Genomic DNA, 824 nt, shown 5'->3' with positions numbered 1-824 from the left:
TCGGGCGCCTCGCGCAGCCGCGCGTCGTCCCGGCCCAGCCGCTCTCGCGCATGATGCGCGCCACGCGCTTGCGGGAGGTGCGCACGCCCGCCTTCCCGAGCTCCTGGAACACCTTCGGGGCGCCGTAGATGCCCCGGCCGGCCTCGCGCACCTCGGAAATCATGGCGGCAAGCTCCCCGTCGCGCAGGTCGTGCGCGCTCGGCGGCCGCTTCCTCCATGCGTGGCAGCCCTGCCTCGTGACCCCGAGGGCGGAGCACATCTCCGAGATCGTCCACACGCCCTCGTTGAGCAGTATGAACGCGAACTCAGCCCTCTCCGCCCGGGCGCCTACAGCTGCCTGCTGGCGAAGAAGGCGCTCGCTTTTAAAAGCACCTCGTTCTCGCGCCTGAGCCGCTCGTTCTCCCTCTTGAGCCTGCGGTTCTCCTCGGCGACCTGGAAGGGGTTGGCCGATGGGTCGGAGCCCGCGGCGTCGGCCCTCTTGACCCAGTCGGATACGCTGCCCGGGTCGACCCCGAGCTCCCTGCCGATCTCGGCGTAGGTGCCGCCCCTCTCGCGGTAGAGCTGCACCGCCCTCTGCTTGAACTCCGCCGTGTACTTCGGCGACGCGTGCCCCATATCTGCCCCCGTTCCCCCGTTCCCGCACATCATGCGGGAACGGAACTCGATGTGTCAACGGAACTGGGGCAGATTCAGACTGCCCGATCGGCATGATGGCGAGGCTGCTCGGCGTGAGCAGGTCCGGCTTCTGCGACTGGCTGAAGCGCGGGCGCTCGGACCCGTGGGCCGACGCGCGCGACGCGGTCATGGCGTGCTGGGAGGCCTCC

General features: G+C 69.9%; 2 protein-coding genes. Both read right to left on the bottom strand.

Translation table 11 applies throughout. From position 1 onward, the window contains the following. The coding region (locus tag BN3789_RS12135; RefSeq protein WP_147569754.1) for an IS3 family transposase at nucleotides 1-277 on the bottom strand (277 nt) is incomplete at its 3' end. A gap of 50 nt (nucleotides 278-327) precedes the next feature. Beyond that, the gene (locus BN3789_RS12130; RefSeq protein ID WP_066834738.1) at nucleotides 328-615 is read right to left on the bottom strand and encodes a transposase; all 288 of its coding nucleotides are present in this window, start codon (nucleotides 613-615) and stop codon (nucleotides 328-330) included. Nucleotides 616-824: the final 209 nt, after the last annotated feature.

The sequence above is a fragment of the Collinsella ihumii genome (assembly GCF_900046475.1).
Lineage (GTDB): Bacteria > Actinomycetota > Coriobacteriia > Coriobacteriales > Coriobacteriaceae > Collinsella > Collinsella ihumii.
The sequence above is the reverse complement of the archived record's forward strand: the minus strand, read 5'-3'. Positions and strand labels throughout refer to the sequence as shown.

What these genes read in the sequence shown, in the direction of transcription:
- BN3789_RS12130 (WP_066834738.1), bottom strand. Translation starts at nt 615, where the DNA reads ATGGGGCACGCGTCGCCGAAGTACACGGCGGAGTTCAAGCAGAGGGCG.